The organism is Vibrio sp. Vb0937, assembly GCF_033338855.1.
Map to the genome: position 1 here is coordinate 1 of NZ_JAWOTK010000336.1, position 1,170 is coordinate 1,170.

At 48.9% G+C, this 1,170-nt stretch carries 1 pseudogene; it reads right to left on the minus strand.

The features are described from left to right. Positions 1-1,170 (minus strand): annotated as a pseudogene (gene mukB, locus R7P67_RS25515) (chromosome partition protein MukB); the annotation flags it as partial.

Sequence of the window (1,170 nt, forward strand, 5' to 3'; positions counted from 1 at the left end):
AACAGCAAGCCGCAGCGCACCCAACGCTTTATCCGACATTGAACGCAGTTCATCGGCAGACATGTACGCCAACCCGCGCTTGTGAAGACGACGTTCAACATCGTTTTCACGTGCCAAGCGAAGTACTGAACACCAGCCCGCTTTCGCAGCAACCACGAAGGTACGCAGCTCTGCGTATTCCTTCTGAACTTTCTTCAGACGTTTCGCCAGACCTTTCATCTCTAGCTCAGTAGAGGTGATGGTACGCTCGTATTCACTCTTACGACTACGAGATGTGTGTAGACGCTCGTGCAGCTCATCACGGCGACGGATCGCACGCTCTTCTGCGCCTTCATCGGCGTTAACACCAAACTCTTGCAGTTCTTGTTTGAACTCTTGAACAGTTTCCAATTTCGCTTGGTGCGAGCTTTTCAATGATGCCAATACTTGGTTGTATTGGTTCATTTGACCTTGCGCTTGTTTCAACTCTTCACGAGAGCGTGTACGCATTTGCTCAGCCTGAACCAGCTTCGCTTTTAACTGCTCACTAAGTTCACTGCTTTGGTTAAGCAAATCAACGGAGTCTGAATACGCAAAGTAGTGACGACGCTCAACGAGGTCAGACAAGGCAAAGATCTGCTTCTTCAATTCTTGAAGTTGCTCGTCCGCGGCTTTGTACTCTGCTTCTAACGCATCGAACTGTTCAGGGTCTGCATCAAGTGCAGAAGCAATTTTTTCAAGCTCAGCCACGGCTTTCGCGTGGTTGTTCAAGAACGCTTTCGCTTCCGACAATTGCGCAATTTTCTCTTCCAGCTCGTCGAAACGCGCTTGCAGCGTATCGTCTTCAATCAGAGCCATGTTTGGTGCGAGCTTGTCTAACGAAGACAGAGCTTGCTTGCTAGTCTGAAGCTGAGAACGATGTTGTTGTTCTTTCGCTTCCAAATCAGCCAATACACGGGCGATTTGACCACGTTTTTCGCGAACATTTGCCAATGCTTGTTCTGGGTCAGCTTCAAACGCGACTTGAATGTGGTTAGCCACAAACTGGTTGAATGCTTGGTAAAGACGCTGCATCTTTTGTGAATCGAAAGCCGCTTTTGCGTGCTTCTCAACCACTTCCTCACGTTCATTACGCAGTAGCTCTAAACGCTGTTCACGCGCCGCGCGTCCAAACAATGGAATTTCAGGGAA